The following is a 21,623-nucleotide window of genomic DNA, read 5'->3' as shown; positions in this document are numbered from 1 at the left end:
CTGCCGATTGGGCAGCAAGGCTGTGCTGCTTCAATTCTTTTTAAAACCATAAACCATATAGTTCAATAAGGCCAAGCGGCTGGCGATTTCCGCCGCTAAGGTTTCGAGCACCGCGCTTTTGCTGATAATCCGGGCTTGTTGCCGAGCCAATTTTCTCAGATAACTATAAGTGGGCAAGGTGTTTACGGTGATGTCACGCTCGGTCACGCGCGTAAACGCGGTGGCTGCGGCAAGTCGCCGGTAATCGGCGGCGGAAAATTGCAAATTGCATTTGCCGTAGAATGCCCAGTCCGGCAGTTTTAGGCGGGTCAGCGGTAAGAGTTTGGTGTCGGCGACAAAATCCGATAAGGCCAAATAACCGCCGGGCTTAAGGACGCGGTAGGCTTCCTGAAAAAACTGCTTGCGGTCGGGAAAATGAAAAATACATTCCACTGCCAGCACCACATCAAACGACTGGTCGGGAAAGGGCAGGGCGCAGGCGTTGCCTTGCCGGAACGCCACTTGGTTCTGCTCGGTGGCCAGTACCGTGGCGCGGGCGCGTTGCAGTTGCCGTTCGTCCAGATTTAAGCCCACCAAGTCCATGCGCACATAACGCTCGTTGATATGGGCGATAGTGCCGCCAAACCCACAACCGACATCCAGCACGCTGAGGCCGTTGTGGATATTGCCCGCCAAGCACACTTGCGCCGACAGGGCTTCGGCGGCTTCGGCAAAGTCGTCGGTCGTCAGGGTGGCTTGCTTAGGCGTTTCCCAATAGCCCCAGTGGACGTGCCGGCCAAAACTTTTGGCTACGGCTTCGTTGCCGTCTTTGAGTAAAGCGAGCAGGTAATCAAAATAAGGCAGTTTGACGGGGGATGATGCTTGGGGTTCGGCGGGGTTCATGGTAGGTTTCCTTAGTGTGGCGGTCTGTTACACAAACACAAAGTGGCTATCGGCCAAACCTGCGGGCAGGCCTGTGAGCAGGATTTGATTGGTGGGGATGCCCGGACGGGCTTGGGCAGAACTGGTGCGCGTCGAAGAATAGAACGTAGAAGACGAACTGACGAGTAAAGCATGGGTTGCCCCAGCTTGCCAAGACACCCTATCCCTAGCGACAAAATGGAAGCCTGTATAAGACGTAGAAGACCTAGATTGGCTGATGTATTTTGTCCGCTCGTGCGAACCGTTATGGTAATAAGCTCTGCTAGAATTGATCGCCCCATCTTTTTGGGCAATAACCAGCTTATCTTCCAAGCCAAAACCGCTCAGGTCAATGGAGCTTAACGCCCAATTATTATAAGCTTTGCCGCCAAAATCAATCGTGATTGTCTGCACGCCGCTATCGAAACTACCGCCGACACGGGCGGCGGTTGCCACATCTGAAATGGTGTAAGCGCTGAAGTGAGGGATTATTTCGATATCGGTAATGGCGGCATTGACTTGCAAAACCGCATTATCTTTGGTGAAGATATGATAATTGCCGGTAATGCCGTTATCTGCCCAGCCGTTTTCCATCATCAGCGTGTTATTGGCGCTGCCGTCAACTTTTAACGTATCGCTATCGCTGCTGAGGTTAATGATGCTTTCTGCCGACACCATCAAGGTGCTGTGGCTGTCCGCCAAGCGGATGGTTTCTATATTGGTTATCGTTGGCGCATAACGTAAATCCAAGGTTTGGTTACTGGCCTTTATTTGCAGGCTATCCATGCCTGTGCCGCCATCGATGACATCACTGTTAAAGTCATCGATGGTTAAGTGGTCGTCATCTGCGCCACCCATCAAGGTATCGGCTCCTGAGCCACCTTCCAAGAAATCGTTACCCGCACCGCCTACCAAGATATTGTTGGCGGCGTTGCCGACTAGATTATTGTCCAAGCCATTACCCGTGCCATTAATAGCCGCTTTCCCTATCAGCACCAATTTTTCTACGTTGTCGCCCAATGTCCAGCTTATTGAGGAGCGGACAGCGTCAAATCCCGCCCCTAGCGTTTCTGAAACCACATCGCCGACATTATCCACGATATAAATATCGTTGCCATCGCCGCCACTTAACTGGTCGGCACCCGTTCCGCCATTCAAAACATCATTACCCAAACCACCCGTCAAAACATCGTTGTCGCCATAACCGAATATGGCATCATTTTCCGCACTACCGTTGATAATATTTGCTTGCTTATCGCCTTTTAAAATTGCCATGATAACCACCCATTTAATAAAAATGTTGCAATGTATTACACCCTGCTATGGCTTTCCCATAACATCATTAAGGTTAGCATATCCATAGGGAATTGCCACGGTAGTTAGGGAATAAATTGCTGGCCTAGAATATTGCGGTACATGATTGGCTATTTAGGGCTGTCTCTAAGCGCGGACTAACAAATTCACTAAAATTTGCTCATAAATCGCCGATAAGGTTTCCAGATCAGCCACGCCGATATGCTCGTTGATTTTGTGGATGCTTTCATTGAGCGGCCCCAATTCGATGACTTGTGCGCCAGTGGGGGCGATAAAACGCCCGTCTGAGGTGCCGCCGCCTGTGTCGTCTTTAGGTTCGTAGCCAGTGACGCTATTGATGGCGGCATGGGTCGCGGCCACCAGATCGCCGGAGGCGGTCAGGAACGGCTGTCCTGATAAGCGCCAGTCTAAGCGGTAGTTAAAGCCGAAGCGGTCGAGGATGGCACGGGTGCGTTGCTGGATGGTTTCGGCATTGAGTTCGGTGCAGAACCGTAAGTTAAATTGCACTTCCAGTTCGCCGGGGATAATGTTTTCCGCACCCGTACCGCCGTTGATGTTCGATACTTGCAGGCGGGTGGGCGGAAAAAAAGCATTACCCTGATCCCAGACTTCTTCGGTCAGGGCTTTTAAGGCTGGGGCGAAGGTATGAATAGGGTTTTCGGCCAATTCGGGGTAGGCGACATGGCCTTGGATGCCGATGACGGTCAGGCGGGCGCACAAAGAGCCGCGCCGTCCGACGCGGATAACGTCGCCGATGCGTTTGTCGCTGGACGGTTCGCCGACTAAGCACCAGGTGATTTTTTCGCCCCGCGCTTCCAGCACTTCAACGACTTTGACGACCCCGTGGGTGGCAATGCCTTCTTCATCGCTGGTCATCATGACGGCCAGCGAGCCTTGGTGGTCGGGGTGCTGTTTGAGAAAACGCTCCACCGCCGTAACGAACGCGGCGATGCCGCCTTTCATATCAGCCGCCCCGCGCCCGTACAGTTTACCGTCGCGTAGGGTCGGCTCAAACGGTGGCGAATCCCACGCCGTTAACGCGCCGGTCGGCACCACGTCGGTATGCCCCAGAAACGTCAATAAGGGTTGGCTTTGGCCGCGTCTTAGCCAAATGTTTTGGGTGTCGGCAAAATCCAGCCGCTCGGCGCTAAAACCCAATGGGGTCAGGCGTTCGGCCAGCAAATCTTGGCAACCGGCATCTTGCGGGGTGATGGAGGGGCGGCTAATCAGGGTTTTAAGCAGGTCTAAAGTGTCGCTCATAGTTCGGTTTCGTAGCGTTCGGCAGTAAAGCCGACCAGTAGTTGCACGCCGGTATCCAATACCGGACGTTTCATTAGGGTGGGGGTTGCCAAGATCAGGGCGATGGCTTTTTCTTGGTTAAGGTCGGCTTGCTGTTCGGCGGATAATTGCCGCCATGCGGTACTGCTGCGGTTAAGCAGCAGTTTCCAATCGGCACGCGCAACAAAATCATGCAGTTGCTCGGCGTTGAGGCCATCGGCGCGGACATCGTGGTAGCGGTAGGGTTTGTGGTGTTGCTCTAGCCAGCGCCGCGCTTTTTTAACAGATTGGCAGGTGGTGATGCCATATAAGGTTAAGACGGTGGTCATCTGGCATTAGAGTTGGCTGTTTAACAGTTCATCTAACGTGGGCAGTTCAGGGTCGGCTTTACAACGCACTTTGTAAATGTCGATAAACTCCATGAAAGCCTGTTCTAAGTCGGCAAGAATGTCTTCTTCATTTTCGCGCTCGTCTTCCGGCACATCATCTGATGCCAAGTATTCGCGTTGTAAAGCGACTTCGCTGTTTAAGGCAAGGGTGGCGTAAATGACGGCGTTATTTGAGATAGTGTCGCTCATAATCTTTAGCTCCAAAGGTGGGGAAAGTAATCTATTCCATTAGTGTAGCTTAACTGCGCGTTTTTAGTATGAGTTTATTGGCATTGGCCTGACGATTTCCGCATTTTACCCAGGGTTAGGCGAGGAACCGTGCCAGTAGCTTAATGAGGCGGATGACTTTTTAATCCTAGTGCCGCCTCTAATGCTTTTATGGACTGCTGGGTTGGTGCATCGGTTTCGCTAAAACAGACACCGACACCAACCGGAAAAGTCCCTTCGATGGTTGCCGCATAGATAATGTCGCATTTTAGTGTCAGGGCCTCATGGTGCAGGCAGATTTGCAGAATACCTGATTGGCACAGATGCGAAGGGTTTAGCGGAGGGTTTGGTGCGGATAAGAACGCACCGCTTAAACTGATGTTACCGACTTGACCGACATATTCTTGGTTTTCGACAACAAAGCGATACGCCAGATTAGTGGGTACACGCACATGCCGACGTTTGTTTTCGGGAATCTGGGACATCGTTTTTTCCTGCCGTAGTTAGTGTTAGTCCAGAATGATACGCAACGCCTAATGATTAGGCAATGATGGTTGCAAATTTAAACGTACCAGCAATTTGTTGCTAAGCAATCAGTATTGGTGGTGGGCGGTTGAAATCAACCGGAAATCGGTTGTTTTGCCCTTTTGGATGTCCATAATGGGTGGTTTTTACAAAAAAAAACATTAAAACCAATGAGGTATAAAATAAATTATATTGGCATGTTAATTGCAATTTAAGCTCTAAACAGCCCGATTAATCTGAGGAAACATTTATGAGTAAGGTAAGCCCATCCGCGTTGCCGCAAACCGGCTTGGCCGGATTAAAAGAAAACTGGCACAGTGACTTGTTGTCGGGTTTTCTGGTATTTTTGATCGCTATGCCGTTATGCTTAGGCATCTCTATGGCTTCTGGCTTTCCGCCGTCAGCCGGTATCATCACCGCTGTGATTGGCGGGGTATTGGTGTCGCGTATCAGTGGTTCGTATGTGACTATTAACGGCCCGGCGGCAGGTCTGATTGTCGTGGTCTTGGGAGCTGTGCAGTCTTTAGGCGAAGGCGATGCCATGGCGGGCTACCGTTACACCTTGGCGGCGATTGTGGTCGCCAGTGTGTTTCAGATTCTGATGGGCTATTTTAAGTCTGGTCGGCTGAGTTCGTTTTTTCCGGCCTCGGTAGTCCACGGAATGTTGGCGGCCATCGGCATCATTATTATGGCGAAACAAATCCATACCGTGCTTGGCAGTGCGCCTACCAAAGGCAGCAGTCTGATTTCTACTATCGCCCAGATTCCCAATAGCTTTATTAATATGAATCCTGAAATTGCCATTATCGGTTTTTCCGGTTTGGCTATTTTGATCTTGTGGACGGTGGTGAAAAACCGCTATCTGAAAATGATCCCCGCCCCGTTAATCGTGGTGTTGGTCGGGATAGGTTTGGGTAAGGTGTTTGACCTTGACCATGAGCATGTGTATTTGTTTTTGCCCGATGCGACGATTTTGCCGCATCATGAAGCGACTATAGGGCCGAAGTTTTTGGTGGCCATTTCTGATAATTTTATGTCCAGCTTTTACTTTCCTGATTTTTCAAAATTCGCCACCGTCGAATTTTGGGAAGCGGTGGTCAGTATCTGTTTGGTCGGCAGCTTAGAAAGCTTGTTAAGCGCGATGGCGGTGGATAAACTGGATCCCTATAAACGCCAAGCCAATTTGGATAAGGATTTAATGGCGGTGGGTGCAGGCAATTTGGTGGCAGGTTTGGTCGGCGGCTTGCCGATGATCGCCGAGATTGTCCGCAGTTCCGCCAATGTCACTAATGGCGCTAAAACTAGTTGGGCGAACTTTTTCCACGGTGTCTTTTTGTTACTGTTTGTGGCCTTCTTCCCGCGCCTGATCCATAGTATTCCTTTAGCGGCACTGGCTTCATTATTAGTCTTTACCGGCTTCCGTCTGGCTTCGCCCAAAGAGTTCGGCAAAGTCTTGGGTTTGGGTAAAGAGCAGTTTTTCTTGTTTGTGGTGACGATTGTCGGTGTTATCGCCACCGATTTATTGGTCGGGGTTGCCTTAGGGATTGTTGTTAAGCTGTTAATCCATATCAGCCGGGGCGTTAAGTTTAATAATTTGTTTAAAATCCACTTTGAAATCCAACAGGCTGATGACAATACGGTATGGGTAAAAATCAGCGGTGCGGCCATTTTCTCTAACTTTATGGCCTTAAAAGATGCCATGATGACGGTAGGGCAAGGTAAGACGGTCATTTTTCAGTTAAACGATGCCTTTTTGCTCGACCACAGCTTTATGGAATATATGCACCACTTCCAACATGACTATGAAGCCCAAGGCGGCAAATGTGAGTTTTACGGATTGGAATACCATGAAGCCTATTCGCAACACCCGTTAGCCGCGCGTAAGCATAAGACGCTGTCTTTTAGTTAAACATTCTGGTGCGGGCTGTTGATGCCCGCACCTTTCTTGTCGTCATGAGCTGATAGCCGCCGCACATTGGATCAGCTTTATTTTGTGTGCGACATCACTGATAACCGCATCACGGGTACAACGATTGTGAATGCAAATAGGCGTATACTATGAAAAAATTACTGGCATTAGCCATGATAATGGGTTTTGGCGCTTTAGCGCCGCCAGCCACTGCCGCAGGCCCTGCCCCCACCTTTGTTGAGGATGACGGTAGCTGGCTGCAAATGGTAGGTGAGGGCAGTTTAAAAATTATCGACCCGAAACTGGAAAAAACCCGTATCTGGCTGGAAGGCCAATCCCGTTATGACGGCGATTTTAGCCATTGGTATCAAGGTATGGTGCGGGCGGCAGTGGGTTATTCGCTCACTGAGCGTCTTACTGTTTGGGCGGGTTACACTTGGTTGCCGACACAAAATATCGGCAAGAGCTTTGTCTCCCAGCAAGATGTTTGGCCGGGTCTGCGCTATGTTTTGCCGACCAGCTTCGGTACCTTATCCTTACGGACGTTGGTAGAAAGTAACTTTTTACAAGACAGCAATGTGCGTGTCCGGCCACGGCAAATGGTGCGCTTTATGCACCCGCTGCAAGCCGAGCCGCGTTTGAGCCTGATTGCTTGGGATGAGTTTTTTATCCGCCTTAACGACACGCCTTATGGCGGCCAGGCGGGTTTTGACCAAAACCGCGCGTTTGCCGGTTTGGGTTGGTCGTTTAATAAAAATGTCCGTACCGAATTGGGTTATATGAACCAATATGTGGAGAATCTTACCCACACCAGCGACACCATGCGACACTTGATTATGGGGTCGGTGTTTATCAATTTCTAATTAGCCTCAGGGGGCTTCGTAATGACACGCATTGTTTGCCTTTTGGTATTGCTGGTCGTTACGTTGCTGGAAATCGGCCCCATCCCCATTACCGGCTTATGGCTGATGTGGGTGGTGGTGTTCCGCCCCGCTTGGTTTTACCGCTTAGTCCTGAAAATCTACGGCAAACCATAAGCCCACCCCCTTGGCTGCCCTGCCAAAATGTATTGCCGCCCCCGCCTATCCCGCTGTACCATGCCCGCTTTCCTGTTACCAACCCCTGAGTGCTTATGAAAACCGATAGCGAAACCGTCAGAAAACGCTATGACCGTATAGCCCCTTATTTTGAAGTCTTGGAGGCCGTTATCGAAGGCCTGTTTTTTAAAAGATGGCGCAAACGCCTGTGGGCGAAAGTAGACGGTTATCATATCCTTGAAGTTGGGGTGGGGACGGGGAAAAATTTTGCCCATTATCCGGGTTACGCCCGCATTACCGCGATTGATTTTAGCCCGGGGATGCTGAAGCAGGCACAGCAGCAGCGTGAACGCAAAAAAGTGGTGGTCGATCTGGAATTGATGGATGTGCAGGCTTTGTATTTTGCCGATAACAGTTTCGACACAGTGGTCGCCAGTTTCGTATTCTGCTCTGTACCCATGCCCTTAAAAGGCCTTAAAGAACTGCACCGGGTCTGCAAGCCCGGCGGCCAAGTTTTATTGCTGGAGCATGTGCTCAGTTCCAGGCCGCCGCTGGCGTGGCTGATGCACCGCCTCAACCCGCTGGTCTTGCGCCTGTTCGGCGCGAATATCGACCGCAATACCGTTAAGAACGTTAAGGCGTGCCCTTTTGTGTCGGTGCGCGTGGATGAGCAAAGCGGTGATATGATTAAGTTGATTGAGGCGAGGAAGTAGTGATGTTATAGGGCGGCTTGTATTTCTTGTTCTTCAATGGACTTTAAAACTCTGCCGTTACTGTCCTTCCATTCGACAAGGCCATTGGCGTTGCGCCCCATGACAATGGCGGCGGCAGTTGACGGGCTGCTAAAAAGATAGTCGCGTTGAAAGATTAATTTGCCATCCATGTCTTCAATAACCCTATTTTCCAGCAATTCGTCACGAAAGGATTTGAGGCTTTTAGACATTGACTGGACAGTATCTGGGGCTATCTCAGAGCCTTTAAACACCACAAAACCATCCGCAACCCGTTTGCCCTTGCCATGCGCCCCTCTAGCGGCGTTTATATAGAGAAAATCCGTTTGGGCTATTTCCTCTTTGATAAAGGCTTCAAAAACCTTGAAGCCCATAGTATTAATGAGCATTTTGATATACTCAATAAACTCCTCCATTTCCGCCTGATCGGCTTCTGAAATTGCCGATCGTGTAGGGGTATTGGCATTTTGGATGTCGTAACGGGAAGCGGTGGAGGCAATTTCGTGGAGACGGGATTCCAGATATTTGATATGGGCTTTATTTAGATTTTCATCCTTACTAATAAATACCACTGCTTCGTTCCAGAATTCTTTTTCGCCAATATGCTGTACCAGTCTGCTATAGGCGTTTTCGGCTTCGCCAATATAAACCTTAGGTTTGGCGACGGACGACTCAGCTTTGCCAAATAATAAATATACCGTAGTGCCATTAAGTTCTTGACGATTGGCACAGTCCTTCACTTTGCCGCGCGGGATTCTATAGGCTTTGCCTGTCCAGTTTGACAGTTCACAGATTATGCGTCCATCCGGGTCGGCATCCATTAAGAACAATTTGATGGTTTTACCAAATTTTGCGTTGAACATAGCTATTGCGTTAAGTGTATATGGGTGGATTGTTGGACAATGGCCGATTCGGGTGGTGAGGCCTCCCCAGTGGAGAGGTGGCTAGAGACGTTGCGGTGCAACGTCTCTACAATGGCGGCATTTTCAACAGGCAATAAAAAAGGCCTACACATAAAATGCGTAAGCCTTTGAATTTTTTGGTGCCTCGGGCCGGAGTCGAACCGGCACGGTGTTACCACCGAGGGATTTTAAGTCCCTTGCGTCTACCAATTTCGCCACCGAGGCATAGAAACTGTTTGGTTAAGCGGCGCATTATATAGCAAGAATAAAAATAAACCAGTCCTGAGGATGATTTTTTTATAAAAAAGCAGGATATTGGCCGATACTGTGTAGCACTGTTATCAGGTTTTTATACTAAAACAGTCGCTTAGGTTTGACGTTTTTGGTGGGTTTGGACGGAAAATACTGGCGCGGCGGGGCTTGGGCGGCACTGGGTTGCGCTCTGGCAGACAATTTAAGCAAGTCCGGCTTTATTTAATTGCCCAGCAGTGCTACAGTTATAGCTTAGCACATTACTGGGTATTTCATGTAGCCAGTGGTTTGCCGACCCCTTTCTTTTAACGTTTATTTAGGATAATCAAATGGCTTTCGAACTTCCTGCTTTGCCTTATGCTAGCAACAGATTGGTCCCTTATATTTCTGAAGAGACTTTAGAGTTTCATCACGGTAAGCACCACCAAACCTATGTGACTAACCTGAACAATTTGGTTCCTGGCACCGAATTTGAAGGCTTATCATTGGAAGAAATCATCCTGAAATCTTCCGGCCCCATTTTCAACAATGCCGCACAAGTCTGGAACCACACCTTTTACTGGAACAGCTTGGCGCCTCACGCAGGCGGCGAACCTACCGGTGCGTTGGCTGAGGCGATTAATGCAAAATTCGGCTCTTTTGCCCAGTTTAAAGAAGAATTCACTAAATGCGCGGTCGGCACCTTTGGTTCCGGTTGGGCGTGGTTGGTGAAAAATGCCGACGGTAGCTTAGGCTTAGTCAGCACCAGCAATGCCGGTTGCCCGTTAACTACAGGCCAAACGCCGTTGTTGACGTGTGACGTTTGGGAACATGCCTATTACATCGACTACCGCAATGCGCGTCCTAAATATTTGGAAGCTTTTTGGGCGTTGGTAAATTGGAATTTCGCCGCTGCTAATTTCGCCGCGTAAGTTCCGGTTTTTACGGTTGCTATCTAGCCCTCTGTGTCTTTGCCGATGCAGGGGGCTTTTTTATGGGAGAAAAACATGGCTACAGTATTAATAACCGGTGCTAACCGGGGTTTAGGGTTGGAGTTTTGCCGACAGTATGTGCAAGACGGTTGGCAAGTGATCGCTTGTTGCCGCCAGCCTGCCCAAGCGCAGGCTTTATTGGCGTTGGCGGGGCAATATCCCGGCATCCAAGTGGAGGCCTTAGACGTGGCCGATTTCGCCGCTATTGATGCCCTGGCGGCGAAATTGGCGGATATTCAGCTGGATGTGTTGCTGAACAATGCGGGCGTATATGGCGATAACCGTACGAATGCTTTTGGGGAACTGGATTATCCGCTCTGGTTGCAGTCGTTTGTCATCAATACCCAAGCACCGATGAAAATGGCCGAGGCGTTTTTGCCGCAGTTACTGCGTAGTGGGCAGAAATTGGTGGTGAATGTCAGCAGCCTGATGGGCAGCGTTACCGACAACACCAGTGGCGGCAGCATCTATTACCGTTCCAGTAAGGCGGCGTTGAATGCGGCGATGAAGAGCTTAGCCATCGACTTAAAACCGCAAGCCATTGGGGTCTTGACGCTGCACCCCGGTTGGGTTAAAACAGATATGGGCGGCCCTAATGCCTTAATCGAAAAAGAGGAGAGCATTAGCGGAATGCGCCAAGTCATCGCCCGGTTCACCTTAGGACAATCGGGTGATTTTATTAAGTATGATGGCAACGTAATGCCGTGGTGAAGCCTATGTTAAGAATGCTGTTGTTAGGGACGCTGTTGCTGGCTGGAACGGCCTTTGCCGAGTGCCAAGGTCCGGCGGCGATTAAGCCGCCTGTCGGCCATGAAGCGTTTGGGGCGGCCCATGCCCAGGGTGAGCAGGTTTATCAGTGTACCTTTAGCCAAGGTCAATACGCTTGGCAATATCTGGCACCGGAGGCGGTGCTGCGCAATAATCAAGGCCAGGTCATCGGCAAGCATTTTGCGGGGCCGACGTGGGAAGCAGCGGACGGCAGTAAGGTGACGGGCAAGGTGTTGGAAAAATTGGATGTAAGCCCTGACACATCGGTTCCTTGGCTATTGCTGGAAGCAGTCGGCCATGAAGGTAAAGGCTTGTTGGCACAAACCCGTTTTATCACCCGGATTAAAACGGTCGGCGGTTTGCCGCCTGTGTCGGGTTGCAACAGCAACCATTTGGGCAGTGAAAAGCGCGTCGCCTATACGGCGGATTATGTGTTTTTTAAAGCCCGTTAATTTGTTGCGCTAAGCCGTTATGTTTGCCTTAACCATTATCAAAACGGGATCGACTTTTCCGGGTATCCGGCAAAAGTCGGGGGATTTTGAGGATTGGATTATCGCTGGCTGCGGATTGTCCGCCGAGATGGTCGATGTGGTGGATGTCGCCGCCGGGGCGGTGTTGCCTGCGGCGGAAAGTTTGGCGGCGGTCATCATTACCGGTTCGCCCGCGATGGTGACGGATCAGGCTGGGTGGATGCAGGCGGTGGCGGCATGGTTGCCGCAGGTGTTGGCACAGCGTATCCCGTTGCTGGGGATTTGCTTTGGTCATCAGCTCTTGGCGCAGGCGATGGCAGGGCAGGTGGCTTATCATCCGCAAGGGCGGGAGATAGGCACGGTAGCCGTGCAACTGACGGCAGCGGGGCGGGCAGACCGTCTGTTAGGCTGTTTGCCGACCACGTTTCTGGCGCATGTCACCCATGCCCAAACCGTCAGTGCTTTACCCGCTGAGGCGGTGTGTTTGGCTGCGAATGCTTTTGAGGCGACCCATGCTTTCCGTTTGGGCGCTAATGCGTGGGGGGTGCAGTTCCATCCCGAATTTTCGGCGGCGATTATGCGGGCGTATATCGACGAACAGGCAGGGGCGTTAACGGCGAATGCGGTGGATGTGACGGCCTTACAGGCGGCGGTTGCCGATACGGAGGCGGCTAATGCTTTGTTGGCGCGGTTTATGGCGATAGTACGGGATTCATGACAATGCGCACTGAACCGATTGGAGCGTTTTGTCACTGGAGTGCTGGTGCGGAAATAGTGGAAATCGCGTATTCGCGCCACGGGTTGCGTCTATTGATTGGTCGGGCGCAAGAGAGTGAAGCGTTTGTTGAGGTTTTTTTCAGTATCCGCGAGCCTTTCAAGTCATGGATGAAGGCGATATGCTGGCGTTTTGGCATGAAGGGGAGCTGGAACAGGGCTATTTTGTGTTCAAGGTGCTTGAAGGTGGCTGGGCATCACGGGTCGCAGATAATTTTCTGCAAACAACACTGGCAGTCGGAATACCGCCGTATGAGGAATGGCTGATTGCCACATCCATGCTGTGTGCCAGTGTCATTTCTCCGCAGACTCCTCTAGTGCGGCTATTTTCTGGAGAATAAGTCGGCTTCTGCTGGGCAATTCCCCTGCTAGCGCTGCGAGACAGGAGTCGAGTAGTCCCCAGAAGCGATAGTGCCTGAGTTTTCACGAAGCGAAGCGGAAGTGAAAATGCAGGCTATACGAAATCGCGTCGAGTCATTGGAGAGCATGTGAGCCACCCCTTGTTGGGTGGCGAGCGAGTGACCAGGACGGCTGGGGCAGCCGAAGGCATAAGCGGTCGCGTGATTTTTGCTGATTGACCGGCAAGGATGCCGAAGCAATCTTTCGCAAAAATAGCGACTCCCCTTCTTAGGCTCCTATCCCTTTGTCCTGGCATAAGTATACTTTAAGCGGTCAGGTTTTCGGATTTAGGATTAACCGTTCGGCCTAAGCTTGTCCCACAGGGACTTCCGAGGGTCGTCGAATCATGGACGGATTAACCGCTTAATGTCAAACTTTTGCTGTGTCTCCGGCAGAGCCGAGGGTTTACCCGTGATTAATTATTGGGCGCTCATACATCCGCCCACATCCGCAATAAGTTGTGGTAACAGCCCGTCAAATTGACGGCAGCGGCCGTATCGCCTTGGGTGTTGCGCAGTTCCAAGATGGCCATGTCCATCTCAAACAATAGGCGGCGGCGTTCAGTCTCCCGCACCATGCTTTCTATCCAGAAAAATGACGCAAGCCGCACACCGCTGGTGACCGGTTCGACACGATGTAGACTGGAACCAGGGTACAGGACCATATCGCCCGCCGCTAATTTCACCGCGTGTTGCCCGTAAGTGTCCTCAATCACCAACTCTCCGCCTTGGTAACTGTCCGGGTCGCTTAAAAACACCGTTGCCGACAAGTCGGTGCGGATGCGTTGCCCAGTGACGGAGCAAGCGCGGAGGGCGTTGTCGATATGGTTGCCGAAGGCGTTGTGCGCACCTTGGTAGCGGTTGAATAAAGGCGGAAAAATCCGTTTCGGCAATGCGGCGGATAAAAATAATGCGTCTTGATTTAAGGCATCGGCGATAATCGGGCGCAAGGTCTGACATTCGGGGCTTTGCTCGGACAATTGCCAATTGTTTTTAACTTGCGCCGATTGCGTTCCGGCGGTGACTCGTCCATCTACCCAAGCGGCATCAGTGAGCAAATCACGACATTGCCGCAAAGTTTGTGGGTTGAGCAGTTCGGGTATGTGGATCAGCATGGTTATTCGCCTATCGCTTGCCAGGTGAAAAACAAACCCAAACTCAAGCAAGCCAGCACTAAACCGACTGCCACAATGCGTCTGCCGTGCAATCCTGTCCACAGCAACGTTCCGGTCAAACTCAGCACGATTAAACTGCCCGCCAGCGTGTCCGCCAATAATATCCAGCCGATGCCCATGCCTGAGCCTTTGTGTAGATTGGTCAACAAGGCGAAAATATTGCCTTCGCCTTGTTTGACGCTGACAAAGGCGTTGCCTTGCCAATAGTCGGCTTGTAACATGCGTTTGGGATTACGCACGGTAATTTGCCACAGTGGCGGTTGCAGGAAGTCGGTATTGTTCCAGATGATCTGTTTGGCGGGTTCTAGGCGAATTTTGGCATGTTTGATGTCGATATTTAAAGTCTGACCCAACCAAGCCGCCAAGGCTTTAGGATCACTGGGGTGCGGTTCGGGCAATGGCAATTGCAGTTCGTGTTGGCTTATTTTGACGGCGGGGATTTTTAGGATGTCACGATGGTTCAGCAGGATGCCTGACACACCAAACAGCAACCCTAGCATCGCGCCCCATAAGCCCAGCCAGGCATGGGTGCGGCGTAACCATTTTAAGAATGCGCCACGGGCGAAAGGTTTGGGCAGAAAAAGATAGCCGCCTTGCGTTTTTTTAGGGGAATGGGTGGTTGTAGATTGGCTGGTGTTCATTGGGTGAGTTAAATGATGTTTTTTGGTAACTGTTTGAATGGCATAGGATGTGTCATATCCAAAAGGCATGAACAAAAGGGCGGCGGGCCAACGGTCGCGTAACCCGCCGCAATCGGTGCAAAATATTAAGTTAGGTCTGCTAACCGACATTAATATCTGATGTTACGCAGTCATTTTTGCGATATTGAAAAATGTAGCGATGAGTCGCTATCGCGACGTTTTTTTAATCGGGTTCTCGCACCCGAAGGCGAGATACTTTCTTTTGCTCCGCCAAAAGAAAGTATCCAAAGAAAAGGCGGCCCGATTGCCGCTTCTTCCTGCGCTTCTCGGTTTTGTCGGGGGTCGGTAAAAGGGGCTCCTGCCCCTTTACCGACGCGCGGCATCCCTGCCGCGCCCCTTCGGGCTAATCCCGACAAACCCTGCGATGCTCGGCGCGGCAAACGGGGGTAAAGCACGTTACTGCGTAACGTCAGTTAATATTTCATATTAACCGTCACCTGTGCCGACAACGGTACGCCCGGTAAGGCCGAGCTTGTCTGCCCTGATTCGTAATAAACCGTATCCGCCAAGTTAAAAACATTCATCTGCACATCGTAATGTTTCTGGTGATACGCAACGACAGCATCCAAACGTGCATACGCGGGTAAGGTCACTTCGTTAACGCTATCAGCATAGCGGTCGGAAGCGTAGAACACGCCTCCCCCGACTTCCCACTGCGGCGTAATGTGGTAACTGTTCCAAAATACGCCGCTGTGTTCCGGCACGTTGGTTGCGCTCATGCCTTCGAACGATTTGGTCAGGCCACTGACCGTACCCACTGCCGTAGTGGTCGATTTGGTGATTTTGGCATCCAAATACGCATAAGTCATCGACATATCCCAACGCGGCAACACTTCACCCGCCAAGCCGAATTCAAAACCATCGGTGCGCTGTTCGCCCGCCAAAATACTCAGCGCGGAATCGTTGGGGTTAGTGGTGCGGGCATTGGTTTTTTCCAGACGGAACAAAGCGGCGGTCACGCCCAAACGCCCGCCAAACACATCGTATTTCGCACCGATTTCAAAATTTTGGTTATGTTCCGGCGGCAAATTAGCGTTGGCCGCGGTGATAGATAAACTTTCCGCCGAGGGGTTAAACGAAGTGCCGTAGCTAAAATAATACGACTGCGCTTTGTCCGGTTGCCAAACCAAGCCACTGCGCGGACTCCATTGGCTATCGCTGCGGCTGAAATTATTGGTGCTGATGCGGTCGAGTTGCTGGGCATCAAATTGGTCATAACGCGTACCCGCCAATAACTTCCATTCCGGCGTAATTTCAAACTGATCCAGCACATAGCCCGCGTAAGTTTGTGCCTTGGTGTAACGGTCAGTTGCCAATGTGCCGCTAAAATCGCTCGCCAAACCCGTGCTACTGGCGGATATCACCGGATTAAATATCGAAATGCTACTGACTCCGGTTGAGCTTTTAGATTTGAAACCGTAATTTTCCCAACCGAATTCGCTACCGAACATCAGCGTGTTGTTGAAACCCCATAACGGTTTTTTATAGGTAAAATCAGTCTGGTTATAGACATTGTCCTGCTCATTACGGCGCAAGGCTTGGGTGCGTGCCACTGTGGACGTTGCGCCCGTGTCTGTGACTGCTCCGAATAAATGGGTCAGATAATCACGTTGGTACGCTCCGACCCGCACGGTATTTTTCACTGAAAAATCACTGTTGAACCGGTGGTTAAGGGCGACTGTAGCGACGTTGGTGTCAGTATCCAGCAAGCGATTATCGGTAAAACCGTAATAAGTGTTGATCGGCACATCGGCGGGTTTGCCGCGATACATCGGCACACCGTAATCGAACACCCCCTGTTCTTCCTGATGCAGCAAACTCAAATCCATGCTGGTGTCGTCGTCAACTTTCACGCGGAACGACGGTGCTAAGCCTAGCCGCTGAGTGTCGTTGTAATCGCGGAACGATCCGTTATCTTGGAACAGGAAATTCAGCCGCGCCGACAGGTTTTGGTAAGCCGATTCAGCATCAAGGGTCGTGCGCTTAAAATCATAAGACCCGTAAGTGAAAGCACCCGTCACCCCTGTTTTGCCCGTCGGTTTTTTGGCGACTTGGTTAATCACCCCACCAGTGGCTCCGCGCCCAAATAGAATGGATGACGCGCCTTTCAGCACTTCAGCTTTCTCGATAAAAAAAGTGTCACGGTTGTATTGCCCATTTTCTTTCACACCATCCAAATAATTGTCGGTATTGGCTGCAAATCCGCGTAAAGTGATGGAATCGCCTGTGCGTGCACCTTCACCAGCAGCTATGGTTAGGCCACTGACGTTTCTTAGTGCATCCCGCAAATTGAACGCATTTTGAGATTTGATCAGCTCTTTTGTGACGACACTGACCGATTGCGGAATATCGCGGAGTGCCATCTCGGCCTTACCACCTGTTGTGGAAGTTTCCGCCTTGAAGCGGTTGGGTTTCGGCGCTTGTGCGGCTTTGACTTTGACATCTTCCAGTACGGTTTCGTCGTCTTCCGCAGGGTGGCGGTGCGGCTGATAATGGCGGGTGTCCGTCTTGGCAGGATAAGTGACGGCAGGCTCGCCTGCCATGACTAAACCGCTCAACATTGCCCCCAGCGGCACGAACGTACCTAACCGCCATTTGGCTTTTTGATTTATAGCCTTATTCATGTTTCCCCCTCAGGTTTATAGTGTTCAAAATGGCTGCCTAGCTGGGGAAATGCTGGGTGGCTGATTTAAAATAAAATTTTCAATAAAATCAAAACTATTATTGCTTGCTTGATTCAGACGCGGCGACAAAGCCAATCCGGGTTACGCCCGCTTGGGCGGCATCTGACAAGGTTTCGGCTATCAGTCGGTACGGCACGGCTTGGTCGGCACGGATATGCACTTCCGGTTGCGGGGTTTGTGTGACAATTTCCTGTAGATGTTGTTGGAACTCCATGCGTGACAAGTGCTTGTTGTTCCAGAACAAATGTTGGTCGGCATTGATTGACAAGCTGACCGCCTCCGGTTGTTCGGGTTGCGCCGCCCCACCTGTTTTTGGCAAGTCGATTTTCACGGTATGTGTCATCAAGGGTGCGGCGATCATAAAAATAATTAACAGCACCAACATCACGTCGATTAGCGGCACCATATTAATTTCCGCAACGGGAGGCGCATTTTTGTTTTGGTCAAAACCTCCGAACGCCATCATTGGCCTCCCGTTTGTGGCGGCACGGCAGCACCCGTGGTCAAAAATGCAAACAAATCATGGGCAAAGGCATCAAGCTTTGCCAACGTCAAGCGGTTCGAGCGTGAGCAATCGTTATAAGCCAATACAGCGGGTATGGCGACTGCCAAACCCAATCCGGTCATAATCAATGCTTCGCCTACAGGCCCGGCGATTTGGTCCAGCGTCCCTTGCCCACCTTTACCGATGCCGATCAGTGCGTGGTAAACACCCCATACCGTGCCAAACAAACCGACAAACGGCGCAGTGCTGGCGATGGAAGCCAAAGCGGTTAGCCCCCACTCAAGCTTAGCGGTTTCTTCGTCAATGACGCGACGCATGGCACGGGTCAAAAACTCCGTAGCCGAACCCGCTTCATGCAGACGATGCGCACCGTGAACGGCATGATGCCGGGAGGAACTGATGGCATGGTGGGTTAAATGGGCAAAGGGTTCGTTGGCAGGATGCCGGTTTAACGACTGGGCGACATCATCCAAAGAGGCCGCTTCCCAAAATTGCGCCAAAAACCGTTGGCTACGGCGACGGCCCACGCGGCCTTGCCAAGCTTTGACAAGGATGAAAAACCAGCTTGCCATCGACATGCCCAGCAATAGCCCAAACAAAGTTTGCCCGACGCTATCGCTCTGTGCTAAAAAATGTGGTAAATCCATCTGTTAACCCTCCAATGAAAAAGCGACTGGCACGACCACCCAAGCGGCAACCTGCTCTGCACCTTGCTGTGCGGGTACGAACCGCCATTGTTTGACACCTGCCAACGCCGCCTCATCCAACCGGGCGTAACCACTGCTTTTGCGGAGCAGGATTTGCTCGACCTTGCCGTCGGCACTGATTTTGGCGCGTACCAACACCCGTCCTTGTTCGCCCAATTCCCGCGAAGCCGTCGGATAATCCGGGGCAGGATTGTGCAGATAATCGGCATTTAGATGTGGCAAGGTTATGGGTTCGGCAATGGCTTTAGGCTCAGGCGCGGCACTGGCGGGAGGCGTGGGATTGGCGATAGCGGCGACGTGGCTAGGCACAAAGTTAGGCGGCGTTACGACGGTAGTGTTTGTCGCCACAGTGTTTGTCGCCACGCTACGCTTGCCTTGGTTGCTGGCAAACACATTTTTGCTTGGTTTGGCTAACAGCTTATCAGGCGTTTTGTTACGCGCTTTCGGCAAGGCTTGGGATTTGGCCGGGGGCTTGGGCGGAACATTGACTTTTGGTTGCAGTGTTGCCGCCGCTTGCACCACAGGCGCAGGCAACCAAGATACCTTCAGTATCGTCGGTGCTGTTGCTTGCGGGTGCGGCACGCTGTCGGTCGCCGTACTAAGCCATAAGCCATGCAGGGCGATGGTCGCCACTACCGCCAAGGCATAGCCGCCATGACGCATGAAGTGAGGGCGGGTATCAGGTGGCGTGGAGACTGGCGGACGTGTTTTGACTACGGCCAGCACACGGCGGTCGGGATTATTTTGCGCCGTAATTATCGGGTCGGTACGCACCGGAAACGGCACTATTTTTAAAGCAGGTCTAGGCATGGCCGCCTCTCATGGTTACATGGTAGTTTGTTGGGCTGGCTGCCTGGCCCGATGGGGCTGGGTGGCTTGCGGGGTGTTGTTATTTGGTTAAAATCAATTTGTCGTTGCTGGTGATGCGCAAACGGTATTCTTCGTCATTGTGTTCGATCACCAGCTCTTGCTGTTTGCCGAACAATTCGCCGCTGCTGACCCGCCGTCGGCTTGGGGAATTTTCCTGTTCCAAGATCACGACACTGGGATGGCTCCTCAGGGTAATGGTATTCGTATTGTTTTTCATAAATTCGGATGCAAAAATGTTAGTGAAATTTCGCCGTCTGACTACGGATAGCTTGCTGTTCCAACAAATGGGACGTTACTTTTTGCCAGTGTTCCAAAAGTTGCAAATACATGTCACGGCTAGCGGACACTTCTTCTAAATCAGGATGCGCAACCAACAGGCTTAATTGCCGCACGATGAGATGTGCCAGTTTCGGGCAATGGTGACCATTGATAAATTGCGTCATTGAGAAACAGGTTGCCGCATGGAGCCGGATCAATTCGGTTTTTTCAGGGGTATATTGTTGTTGCATAAGGCTCGCCTATTCGGGTTGGATGCCCAAAAAATGTTTAACGCACAACCAATGCGCCTGTGCGTTAAACGAGAAGTAGCGAGAGGTCATTCATCGCTTGATATTAATGATAATGATTATCGTTTAATAATTCAAGCACTATAATCAGCCTTGCTAAAAAAGTTGGATCAATGCGGGTGGCCGTAAGAATTTGTGGGAAAGCGTGCAATAGAGGACGTATTAATGCAGGGCAATCGCATTTGACTTTCTATTGCCACTAATGCTAGGCGTTCTTGTCTGTTTTCGCAGCTTCAGCCCAAATACGCGAAATGAAGACCCGATAGTGCGGCTATTTTCTGGTGAATAAGTCCGCTTCTGTCAGGCAATTTCCCAGCTACCTGAGTGTAGCCGGGAAAGGTTGTCCTGTGGTGGCGTTAAATAACCTTATCTTTCTTCATCATCATGCGGATACCGCGGATGGCTTGGCGGGTGCGGTGTTCGTTTTCGATCAGGCCGAAGCGGACATGGTCGTCGCCGTATTGGCCGAAACCGATGCCTGGCGCGACCGCGACCTTGGCTTCCAGGAGCAGTTTTTTAGAAAACTCCAATGACCCCATGGCTTGGTAGGCTTCGGGGATTTTTGCCCAAACAAACATGGTGGCCTTGGGTTTTTCGACCGGCCAGCCTGCCGACGCTAAGCCTTCGCAGAGGACATCACGGCGTTTACGGTACATTTCGGCGATTTCCGCCACACAATCTTGTGGGCCTTCCAGGGCGGCGATAGCGGCGACTTGGATCGGGGTGAAGGTGCCGTAGTCCAGATAGGATTTAATCCGCGCCAACGCCGACACCAATTCTTTATTGCCGCACATAAAGCCGACCCGCCAGCCCGGCATGTTGTAGCTTTTTGACATGGAGAAAAATTCCACGGCAATGTCTTTCGCGCCTTCAATTTGCAAAATGGACGGGGCTTTGTAGCCGTCAAAAACAATATCGACATAGGCTATGTCATGCACGACCCAGATATGATGCTCTTTGGCCAGGGCGATGATTTTCTCAAAAAAGTCCAGTTCGACACATTGGGCGGTCGGGTTGCCGGGGAAGTTGATGATCAGCATTTTCGGCTTAGGCCAGCAATCGACAATCGCCTTGTGCAGTTCTTCAAAAAAATCCACGCCAGGGATGAGCGGGACATGGCGCAAGTCTGCGCCCGCAATCACCACGCCGTAGGGGTGGATCGGGTAGGCGGGGTTAGGCACCAGCACGACATCGCCAGGGCCTAAGGTCGCTAAGGCCAAATGTGCCAGACCTTCTTTTGAGCCGATGGTGACGATGGCTTCGGTTTCGGGGTTCAGGTCGACATCGAAACGGGTTTTGTACCAGTTACAGATGGCTTTGCGCAGGCGCGGGATGCCTTTAGACATTGAGTAGCGGTGGGTGTCGTCACGCTGCGCTGCCTCTATCATTTTATCAACGATATGTTTGGGGGTCGGTTGGTCGGGGTTACCCATACCAAAATCAATAATGTCCTCGCCCGCCGCTCGCGCCTTGGCTTTCAGCTCGTTGACAATATTAAATACATAAGGGGGTAAGCGACTTATTCTTTGAAATTGTTCCATGTACAACTCTTGGGCAACCAGGGTGGGGTAATGTTAAAAAGCTATCTAA

The 21,623-nt window shown here is 51.2% G+C and carries 26 protein-coding genes and 1 tRNA gene; 9 read left to right on the top strand and 18 right to left on the bottom strand.

What is annotated here, in order from left to right; genetic code table 11:
- Positions 1-30 precede the first annotated feature (30 nt).
- The 6 genes from AADEFJLK_RS03030 to AADEFJLK_RS03000 all read right to left on the bottom strand — a co-directional run bounded on the left by AADEFJLK_RS03030 (position 31) and on the right by AADEFJLK_RS03000 (position 4,573).
- Positions 31-882, bottom strand: a complete 852-nt coding sequence (locus tag AADEFJLK_RS03030) for a class I SAM-dependent methyltransferase (protein ID WP_103973253.1) — start codon at positions 880-882, stop codon at positions 31-33.
- A 27-nt stretch (positions 883-909) separates the two neighbouring features.
- The gene (locus AADEFJLK_RS03025) at positions 910-2,175 is read right to left on the bottom strand and encodes a calcium-binding protein (protein ID WP_146054498.1); all 1,266 of its coding nucleotides are present in this window, start codon (positions 2,173-2,175) and stop codon (positions 910-912) included.
- Between the two features lie 165 nt (positions 2,176-2,340).
- Positions 2,341-3,474 (bottom strand): succinyl-diaminopimelate desuccinylase, encoded by a 1,134-nt coding sequence (gene dapE, locus AADEFJLK_RS03015; protein ID WP_103973250.1) that lies wholly within the window; start codon positions 3,472-3,474, stop codon positions 2,341-2,343.
- Positions 3,471-3,821, bottom strand: coding sequence for a Spx/MgsR family RNA polymerase-binding regulatory protein (locus AADEFJLK_RS03010; RefSeq protein WP_088619424.1), 351 nt, complete (start codon positions 3,819-3,821; stop codon positions 3,471-3,473). Before AADEFJLK_RS03010 ends, dapE begins: the two co-directional genes overlap by 4 nt.
- A 6-nt stretch (positions 3,822-3,827) precedes the next feature.
- Positions 3,828-4,070, bottom strand: a complete 243-nt coding sequence (locus tag AADEFJLK_RS03005; protein ID WP_088619423.1) for a hypothetical protein — start codon at positions 4,068-4,070, stop codon at positions 3,828-3,830.
- 140 nt (positions 4,071-4,210) lie between these two features.
- Positions 4,211-4,573, bottom strand: coding sequence for a PilZ domain-containing protein (locus AADEFJLK_RS03000; RefSeq protein ID WP_088619422.1), 363 nt, complete (start codon positions 4,571-4,573; stop codon positions 4,211-4,213).
- Positions 4,574-4,863: 290 nt separating this feature from the next.
- Here AADEFJLK_RS03000 and AADEFJLK_RS02995 point away from each other — a divergent pair, with 290 nt between their 5' ends.
- From AADEFJLK_RS02995 to AADEFJLK_RS02985, 4 genes are all read left to right on the top strand, one after another.
- On the top strand, positions 4,864-6,522 hold the full coding sequence (locus AADEFJLK_RS02995) for a SulP family inorganic anion transporter (protein ID WP_088619421.1): 1,659 nt from the start codon (positions 4,864-4,866) through the stop codon (positions 6,520-6,522).
- Positions 6,523-6,671: 149 nt separating this feature from the next.
- Positions 6,672-7,385 (top strand): DUF2490 domain-containing protein, encoded by a 714-nt coding sequence (locus tag AADEFJLK_RS02990; protein WP_088619420.1) that lies wholly within the window; start codon positions 6,672-6,674, stop codon positions 7,383-7,385.
- Between the two features lie 21 nt (positions 7,386-7,406).
- Positions 7,407-7,559: a hypothetical protein gene (locus tag AADEFJLK_RS24325; protein ID WP_170065019.1), complete on the top strand. Its 153-nt coding sequence runs from the start codon at positions 7,407-7,409 to the stop codon at positions 7,557-7,559.
- A 95-nt stretch (positions 7,560-7,654) separates the two neighbouring features.
- Entirely contained in the window at positions 7,655-8,272 is a 618-nt protein-coding gene (locus AADEFJLK_RS02985) for a class I SAM-dependent methyltransferase (RefSeq protein ID WP_088619419.1), read from the top strand.
- Positions 8,273-8,277: 5 nt separating this feature from the next.
- Here AADEFJLK_RS02985 and AADEFJLK_RS02980 read toward each other — a convergent pair whose 3' ends face one another.
- The 3 genes from AADEFJLK_RS02980 to AADEFJLK_RS02975 form a co-directional block, all read right to left on the bottom strand.
- Positions 8,278-9,153, bottom strand: a complete 876-nt coding sequence (locus AADEFJLK_RS02980) for a GIY-YIG nuclease family protein (protein WP_103973249.1) — start codon at positions 9,151-9,153, stop codon at positions 8,278-8,280.
- A gap of 2 nt (positions 9,154-9,155) precedes the next feature.
- Positions 9,156-9,305 carry a hypothetical protein gene (locus AADEFJLK_RS24320; RefSeq protein WP_170065018.1) on the bottom strand — a complete coding sequence of 50 codons (150 nt, stop codon included), beginning with the start codon at positions 9,303-9,305 and terminating at the stop codon, positions 9,156-9,158.
- A gap of 25 nt (positions 9,306-9,330) precedes the next feature.
- A tRNA-Leu gene (locus AADEFJLK_RS02975) sits at positions 9,331-9,417 on the bottom strand.
- A gap of 356 nt (positions 9,418-9,773) precedes the next feature.
- Here AADEFJLK_RS02975 and sodB point away from each other — a divergent pair.
- From sodB to AADEFJLK_RS02950, 5 genes are all read left to right on the top strand, one after another.
- Complete coding sequence (sodB, locus tag AADEFJLK_RS02970) at positions 9,774-10,355, top strand: superoxide dismutase [Fe] (protein ID WP_088619411.1); 582 nt, start codon at positions 9,774-9,776, stop codon at positions 10,353-10,355.
- A gap of 75 nt (positions 10,356-10,430) precedes the next feature.
- Positions 10,431-11,126: an SDR family oxidoreductase gene (locus AADEFJLK_RS02965; RefSeq protein WP_103973600.1), complete on the top strand. Its 696-nt coding sequence runs from the start codon at positions 10,431-10,433 to the stop codon at positions 11,124-11,126.
- Positions 11,127-11,131: 5 nt separating this feature from the next.
- Positions 11,132-11,635, top strand: coding sequence for a DUF3455 domain-containing protein (locus AADEFJLK_RS02960; RefSeq protein WP_103973599.1), 504 nt, complete (start codon positions 11,132-11,134; stop codon positions 11,633-11,635).
- A gap of 19 nt (positions 11,636-11,654) precedes the next feature.
- Positions 11,655-12,371, top strand: a complete 717-nt coding sequence (locus AADEFJLK_RS02955; RefSeq protein WP_103973248.1) for a glutamine amidotransferase — start codon at positions 11,655-11,657, stop codon at positions 12,369-12,371.
- Positions 12,372-12,534: 163 nt separating this feature from the next.
- Complete coding sequence (locus AADEFJLK_RS02950; RefSeq protein WP_211299133.1) at positions 12,535-12,768, top strand: hypothetical protein; 234 nt, start codon at positions 12,535-12,537, stop codon at positions 12,766-12,768.
- A gap of 488 nt (positions 12,769-13,256) precedes the next feature.
- Here the strand turns inward: AADEFJLK_RS02950 and AADEFJLK_RS02945 are convergent, their stop codons facing one another.
- From AADEFJLK_RS02945 to alaC, 9 genes are all read right to left on the bottom strand, one after another.
- Positions 13,257-13,940, bottom strand: coding sequence for a Fe2+-dependent dioxygenase (locus AADEFJLK_RS02945; protein WP_103973247.1), 684 nt, complete (start codon positions 13,938-13,940; stop codon positions 13,257-13,259).
- Between the two features lie 2 nt (positions 13,941-13,942).
- Positions 13,943-14,641, bottom strand: a complete 699-nt coding sequence (locus tag AADEFJLK_RS02940) for a PepSY-associated TM helix domain-containing protein (protein ID WP_103973246.1) — start codon at positions 14,639-14,641, stop codon at positions 13,943-13,945.
- 473 nt (positions 14,642-15,114) lie between these two features.
- On the bottom strand, positions 15,115-17,325 hold the full coding sequence (locus tag AADEFJLK_RS02930; protein WP_103973245.1) for a TonB-dependent receptor: 2,211 nt from the start codon (positions 17,323-17,325) through the stop codon (positions 15,115-15,117).
- A 97-nt stretch (positions 17,326-17,422) separates the two neighbouring features.
- A complete protein-coding gene (locus AADEFJLK_RS02925) occupies positions 17,423-17,848 on the bottom strand; it encodes an ExbD/TolR family protein (protein WP_103973244.1) in 426 nt (141 codons plus the stop codon).
- Positions 17,848-18,537 carry a MotA/TolQ/ExbB proton channel family protein gene (locus tag AADEFJLK_RS02920; RefSeq protein ID WP_088619404.1) on the bottom strand — a complete coding sequence of 230 codons (690 nt, stop codon included), beginning with the start codon at positions 18,535-18,537 and terminating at the stop codon, positions 17,848-17,850. The genes AADEFJLK_RS02925 and AADEFJLK_RS02920 overlap by 1 nt, the downstream gene beginning before the upstream one ends.
- A gap of 3 nt (positions 18,538-18,540) precedes the next feature.
- On the bottom strand, positions 18,541-19,407 hold the full coding sequence (locus tag AADEFJLK_RS02915; protein ID WP_103973243.1) for an energy transducer TonB: 867 nt from the start codon (positions 19,405-19,407) through the stop codon (positions 18,541-18,543).
- 79 nt (positions 19,408-19,486) lie between these two features.
- Positions 19,487-19,684 (bottom strand): hemin uptake protein HemP, encoded by a 198-nt coding sequence (gene hemP / locus AADEFJLK_RS02910; protein WP_088619402.1) that lies wholly within the window; start codon positions 19,682-19,684, stop codon positions 19,487-19,489.
- Positions 19,685-19,703: 19 nt separating this feature from the next.
- Positions 19,704-19,976 carry a hypothetical protein gene (locus AADEFJLK_RS02905; protein WP_103973242.1) on the bottom strand — a complete coding sequence of 91 codons (273 nt, stop codon included), beginning with the start codon at positions 19,974-19,976 and terminating at the stop codon, positions 19,704-19,706.
- A 413-nt stretch (positions 19,977-20,389) separates the two neighbouring features.
- Positions 20,390-21,574, bottom strand: coding sequence for an alanine transaminase (alaC, locus tag AADEFJLK_RS02900; protein WP_103973241.1), 1,185 nt, complete (start codon positions 21,572-21,574; stop codon positions 20,390-20,392).
- Positions 21,575-21,623 lie beyond the last annotated feature (49 nt).

Source organism: Methylovulum psychrotolerans (genome assembly GCF_002923755.1).
Taxonomy (GTDB): Bacteria; Pseudomonadota; Gammaproteobacteria; order Methylococcales; family Methylomonadaceae; genus Methylovulum; species Methylovulum psychrotolerans.
This window is presented reverse-complemented; position numbering and strand designations above follow the sequence as displayed.